This is a genomic window from Blautia sp. AF19-10LB (genome assembly GCF_003461245.1).
GTDB classification, from domain to species: Bacteria; Bacillota; Clostridia; order Lachnospirales; family Lachnospiraceae; genus Blautia_A; species Blautia_A intestinihominis.
This window is the reverse complement of record NZ_QTWS01000074.1, coordinates 1-5,549: the sequence shown is the minus strand read 5'-3', so window position 1 is coordinate 5,549 and position 5,549 is coordinate 1. Positions and strand designations below refer to the sequence as shown.

The following is a 5,549-nucleotide window of genomic DNA, read 5'->3' as shown; positions in this document are numbered from 1 at the left end:
ATACGCACACTCCTGCGCTTTCATCTCGGTAATTGAATTGCCGAGGATTCCCGCTTATTATCCTAAAATTCCTAAATTAGCTCTTTACTTTTATGTATAAATGCAGTATAGTTTCAATATACTTAATATGTAGTATTAATTACTACGTGATTGGTTTTTTATTATTTACCTGTTTTTAACACTGGAGGTGTTTATTATGAAACTTAAATTAAAAGATCCCTGGAGTGCGATCACGCACGGTGTTGCAGGACTTCTGGCGATCGCGGGTGCTGCACCGCTTCTTCTCAAAGCTGCATCCGGTGAGGAAGCACCACTGCATATCGCAGCTCTGGCTGTGTTCATACTTACCATGATCCTTCTTTATACAGCCAGTACCGTTTATCATTCTGTAGACTCTACAGAGAAAGTCAACCGCCGGCTCCGAAAGATGGATCACATGATGATCTTCGTCATGATCGCCGGAAGCTATACTCCTGTCTGCCTCATTGCATTGCATAACCGTATTGGCTATATCCTCTGCGGACTTGTATGGGCTGTTGCAATCCTTGGCATGCTGCTCAAGGGACTCTGGATCACCTGCCCGAAATGGCTGTCCTCCGTTCTCTATATCGGAATGGGCTGGCTCTGTGTACTGGCTTTTGTTCCGATCTTTCACTCCCTCCCGAGAGCAGGTTTCGGATGGCTGCTTGCGGGCGGCATTATTTACACGATCGGCGGTATCATCTATGGTCTGAAACTTCCATTATTTAATTCCAGACACAGGAATTTCGGTTCACATGAGATCTTTCATGTTTTCGTTATGCTTGGAAGTGCCTGCCACTTTATCCTCATGTATTGCTTTATTTCCACCCTGCCATTCTGATGGCAGGGTATTTTTCTGCCTGTTACAGTACTTTCAGAATTCCATCAGGTTTAATTTTTGTTTTCTTGTAAGCTGTTTGATCGCATATTCTCTGCGCATTGCTTCTTCTTTTGTTTCAAAACCTTCATAATAGACCAGTTTTACCGGTCTTTTGCTTCTGGTATACTTCGCTCCGGCTTTTCCCTCATTATGGGCTTTGAGCCGCTTCTGCAGGCAGTTCGTCCATCCTGTATACAGTGTCCCGTCTGCACATTGAACGATATATGTGTAATTCATAAAGTATTTTATCCTCTTTTGTCTCTATAAAAAGCAGCCGATTTAAATTGTATTTCACTTCTATATACATTCAAAAAGCAGGTAGGAGAATATCGACTGCGAATTTTTTACCGCTGATTCCCACCTGCTTTATTATACGTTGTGTTTTATATTTTGTGAATAATTGTAATTATCCCGTTTACGGAAGATAGGCGATCGGATCGATCGGCTTGCCGTCTTTTTTCATTGCAAAATAAAGATTATTTCCTTCTTTGCTGTAATATTTCGTCGGCGCACTGACATAGCCGATCACAGTTCCTTCTGTTACTGTGTCGCCCTCCTCCACACAGAGGTCTTTGAGCTGTCCGTAAACTGCCTGATATCCGCTTCCAAGCTCCATCGTCAGGGTTGTTCCCGTCTGTGCGTCTTCTTCGATCGAATAAACCGTTCCATCTGCTGCTGCGGTCACCGGTGCACCTTCCACTGCCTGAACTGCGATCGCAGGGCTCAGTTTATACTGATCCAGGGTCGGAAAATAAACCGTCTGATCCATATTATAATCCAGAAGGATCGTTCCGTGTACCGGCCATTCCATCAGCGTATCTTCGGAAAAACTAAGTTTCGGAGCACTCAGTGCACTTGCGGAAACATCTGTGACTTTTTCCTGATCCGTCATGGAATCCTCCACCGCATTTGCTGCATTCGCGGTTTCTGTGGTTACTTCATTTGTAAAAACACTGTCTGAAGTTTTTTCTGAACTGTCTGTACTGTCAGTGAGCGTCTGAGTGATTTTTTCTTCTGCTGTATCGTTCTGCCCTGTCGTATCGCTGATCTCCGCGTCAACCAGACTGGTGTCTGCATCCACCATCGGTGTCTCTTCTGTGTCTTCGCTCTGATCTGTCTGCAGTTCTTCCTGAATTTCCTTGTCTGGAGTATAAGTACCGATCTGATAAACTCCAATTCCCGCCGCTGCCAGGACAGCAAGGAGAGCAGTGTTTGCGGCGTACTTTACGATTCTGTTTTTTGTCATATTCCATTCACCTCTGCCAATAATCATTTTTGTATTTATAGCATTCCCGAAATATGACGTATTATTCAACTTTGCACAGAATAAATCATGTTATTGCTGTTCGCTTTCTTCACAGTAAATCGTTTCTGTCATATGTACTTATTTCCATTTCCGGAAAATATTCTTCCAGAATCTCTTCCCACAAACTTCCATCTTTTGCAAGTTCATTTCCGCCATACTGAGAAAAGCCAAGTCCATGACCTTTTCCTCTGCACAGGAAACGAACTTTACTCCCTGTTTTCTGTATGGAAAAATTCGACGATGGAAGTCCCATTCCCAATGCAAACATTTCTCCCTCCAGAATTTTGTCATCAGCCTGAAGACTCAGCACATAGCCTGCAGAATCCCGTTCTTTTATTTCTAATTCTTTTGGCAGCTGCCGCTCCGAAATATATGTACTGCTGAAATAGTCCGGGGAATTTTTGTCTGCACTGCTGTCCACAGATTTCAGATATTGATACTCTGAACTTCCAAACACAGTCTCCCCGTCTCTGGTCGTGCCACCACTGATCTCGTGATATGGAACAAGATCCAGTTTTCCATCCACAAGCAGAACTTTCCCTTCTGTATTTTCCACAGCATCTTCATAAATCTCATCAGATATCCACCATTTCCACTGATTCTTTATACTTTTCCCCATTTCTCTCAACACATCCAACCGATTTTCCTCCTCCGCAAATTTCCTGAAAAGATTACTTCTCGCAATGACCGCCTGTGCTTCCACCGTCTGTAACTCATAATCCGGTGAAATCTGACACGAAAGAACTGCCGTCAGATATACCTCCGAATCTGGTCTGTAATTCAGTAATATCCTCTCACTTCCATTGATCACACTCACCGACAAGTACGGAAGCAGCGCAAACACCAGGATCTTCGACAGATTAAAAACACTTTTTCTTTTCATAATGCTCATCCAGCCAGTGTTTTATCCTAATATATGTCCTTTTTTCATCTTTTATAAATATTTCCGTTCAGTTTTTGACAGCGCATCTTATTCATACTATACTATAGGGCATATCAATAGGACTGCTTACTTATAACAAAAAGGAGGTGCTTTTTTTATGCTTGCAATTTATCTGGCACCAGTCTATATATTACTTAACCTTTATGTACTCCGGTGGAGTTACCTGTGGATCGGAAACTGTCATCATCTATTTCAGTCAACTATTTTTCGGGTTATTCTGGCGATCGTCTACGTTCTGATCTCCACCACCCCACTGACAGGATTTTTGATAAAAAAACCAGCTTCCCTGCACAGGATCCTCAAAGTCACCAGCAACTATTTTCTTGGGATCTTTATGTATATTCTGATGATCGTGCTGAGTGCGGACATCATAAGACTGATCCTCAAATACGTTTTCCATGCATCCTGGATCCATTCACGTGTTGCGTTTGCGATTGCCGGAGCGATCTGCATCTTTAGTGTTCTGCTGATCAGTATCCGCGGCATCTATCATGCCAAACACATTAATGTAACGCCTTATGAAGTTACTGTTGATAAATCCGCCGGCGAACTCGATTCCCTGAAAATCGTGCTCATCGCCGATACACATTTCGGCTACAATGCCGGTACTATCCATGCAAAAGAGATCGTAAAAAAAATAAACAAACAAAATCCTGATCTTGTCTGCATTGCCGGAGATATTTTTGATAATGAATACGAAGCGATCCACGAGCCCAAAAAGGTCAAAAAAATCCTACGCAAGATCAACTCCCGTTACGGTGTTTATGCCTGTTGGGGAAATCATGATCTGAATGAGCCAATCCTTGCTGGTTTTACTTTTAATCCTGGCAAAGAAGGGGCTGAGAGCCTCAAAGATCCACGCATGAGGGAATTTCTAAAAGACAGCAATATTCAGCTTCTGGAAGATGAAGCCGTCCTGATCGACAACAGTTTCTACGTAGTCGGCCGTAAAGACGCTTCCCTGATAGAAAAAATAGAAGAAAAAAGAAAAACCCCTGCCCAGCTTACCGAGAAGCTGGACAAGGATAAACCAATTATATTTATTGACCATCAGCCAAAAGAACTCCAGGAAATTGCAGATGCAGGTGTTGATCTTGATCTCTGTGGCCACACGCACGATGGACAGACATTCCCGGGAAACATAACGATCAAATTCCTGTGGGAAAATCCCTGTGGCTATCTCCAAAAAGGATCCATGCACAACATCGTCACTTCCGGATCCGGTGTCTGGGGACCAGCCATGCGAGTTGGCACCAACAGTGAGATCTGCACGATCAATGTTACATTCCAGAACTCCTGATCTCAGACTTTATACCGTTTCTCTGCTTTATCCGAAGAAGCAGAGAAACGGTATTTTTATCTGCATTTATTCCTGAAGGATCACATTCTGCATAATCGGCGGAATCCCCTCTAATGCATCCACACTCCTGTCACCCGGACCTCTCATCCAGAAGAAAACCTTCCTTATATAATTATCATGTTCTGACGCAGTTCTGTACATAGAAGAATCTGTTGTATTTCCCGCCGCATTCCGAGCTCCAGGAACATATCCAAGAGCTCCCTCACTAAGCCCCACAGCCTGTCCCATTTCTTTTAAAACAGTTGCTTTGACACTCATCACAAGACAAAATACAGCAGCAGCGATCATATGAAAACTCTCTCTTATTTTCTTCATAATGCCCTCCTTAATTCTTCCATGCCAAGAAGCCGGGATTGCGCACGTCCCACTACTACGCATGTACTATAATATATGCGGGCATCAATATAAAAAGAACTTAGGCAATAAAAAAACACTATCGAAATGATAGTGTTCTTAAAAAGTAGTGAGGCATCGGGGATTCGAACCCCGGACAACTTGATTAAAAGTCAAGTGCTCTACCAACTGAGCTAATACCCCATATGCAGTTTTGCATTTACTTTGCACAATGTTGCAGAGTAAATCGCTCAGGCTTTTTCTAACCAGCCGTTCGTTACCTTTACAAGGTAAATGCCCAGAGCCGGAATCGAACCAGCGACACGAGGATTTTCAGTCCTCTGCTCTACCAACTGAGCTATCTGGGCAAAATAGCGGGAACAGGATTTGAACCTGTGACCTTCGGGTTATGAGCCCGACGAGCTTCCAGACTGCTCCACCCCGCGATAATTATGAAATTGAAAGCCGATGATCGGACTCGAACCGATAACCTGCTGATTACAAATCAGCTGCTCTGCCAATTGAGCCACATCGGCTTAGCCAATGATAAGGCTTAATGGGTGGAGAAGGATTCGAACCTTCGAAGGCGGTGCCAACAGATTTACAGTCTGCCCCCTTTGGCCACTCGGGAATCCACCCTTAATGTATATGGGACCTATAGGGCTCGAACCTATGACCCTCTGCTTGTAAGGCAGATGCTCTCCCA

Annotated in this window: 6 protein-coding genes and 5 tRNA genes; 2 read left to right on the top strand and 9 right to left on the bottom strand. The window is 43.6% G+C overall.

Annotation, left to right across the window (positions count from 1 at the left end; all coding sequences use genetic code 11):
• The first annotated feature begins 196 nt into the window (after positions 1-196).
• On the top strand, positions 197-862 hold the full coding sequence (gene trhA / locus DWX28_RS18940; RefSeq protein WP_118254718.1) for a PAQR family membrane homeostasis protein TrhA: 666 nt from the start codon (positions 197-199) through the stop codon (positions 860-862).
• Between the two features lie 33 nt (positions 863-895).
• Here the strand turns inward: trhA and DWX28_RS18935 are convergent, their stop codons facing one another.
• The 3 genes from DWX28_RS18935 to DWX28_RS18925 all read right to left on the bottom strand — a co-directional run bounded on the left by DWX28_RS18935 (position 896) and on the right by DWX28_RS18925 (position 3,090).
• Complete coding sequence (locus tag DWX28_RS18935; RefSeq protein ID WP_118254713.1) at positions 896-1,138, bottom strand: GIY-YIG nuclease family protein; 243 nt, start codon at positions 1,136-1,138, stop codon at positions 896-898.
• Positions 1,139-1,316: 178 nt separating this feature from the next.
• The gene (locus DWX28_RS18930; RefSeq protein ID WP_118254708.1) at positions 1,317-2,147 is read right to left on the bottom strand and encodes a M23 family metallopeptidase; all 831 of its coding nucleotides are present in this window, start codon (positions 2,145-2,147) and stop codon (positions 1,317-1,319) included.
• A 109-nt stretch (positions 2,148-2,256) separates the two neighbouring features.
• Positions 2,257-3,090 (bottom strand): SpoIID/LytB domain-containing protein, encoded by an 834-nt coding sequence (locus tag DWX28_RS18925; RefSeq protein ID WP_022213442.1) that lies wholly within the window; start codon positions 3,088-3,090, stop codon positions 2,257-2,259.
• Positions 3,091-3,247: 157 nt separating this feature from the next.
• Here DWX28_RS18925 and DWX28_RS18920 point away from each other — a divergent pair, with 157 nt between their 5' ends.
• Positions 3,248-4,450 carry a metallophosphoesterase gene (locus DWX28_RS18920; protein WP_118254705.1) on the top strand — a complete coding sequence of 401 codons (1,203 nt, stop codon included), beginning with the start codon at positions 3,248-3,250 and terminating at the stop codon, positions 4,448-4,450.
• Positions 4,451-4,516: 66 nt separating this feature from the next.
• Here the strand turns inward: DWX28_RS18920 and DWX28_RS18915 are convergent, their stop codons facing one another.
• The 6 genes from DWX28_RS18915 to DWX28_RS18890 form a co-directional block, all read right to left on the bottom strand.
• Entirely contained in the window at positions 4,517-4,825 is a 309-nt protein-coding gene (locus DWX28_RS18915; RefSeq protein ID WP_118254702.1) for a hypothetical protein, read from the bottom strand.
• A gap of 149 nt (positions 4,826-4,974) precedes the next feature.
• A tRNA-Lys gene (locus DWX28_RS18910) sits at positions 4,975-5,047 on the bottom strand.
• Between the two features lie 91 nt (positions 5,048-5,138).
• Positions 5,139-5,211: transfer RNA gene (locus tag DWX28_RS18905), tRNA-Phe, on the bottom strand.
• Positions 5,212-5,215: 4 nt separating this feature from the next.
• Positions 5,216-5,289 (bottom strand) — tRNA-Met (locus DWX28_RS18900).
• 17 nt (positions 5,290-5,306) lie between these two features.
• Positions 5,307-5,379 (bottom strand) — tRNA-Thr (locus DWX28_RS18895).
• A gap of 21 nt (positions 5,380-5,400) precedes the next feature.
• A tRNA-Tyr gene (locus DWX28_RS18890) sits at positions 5,401-5,482 on the bottom strand.
• Positions 5,483-5,549 lie beyond the last annotated feature (67 nt).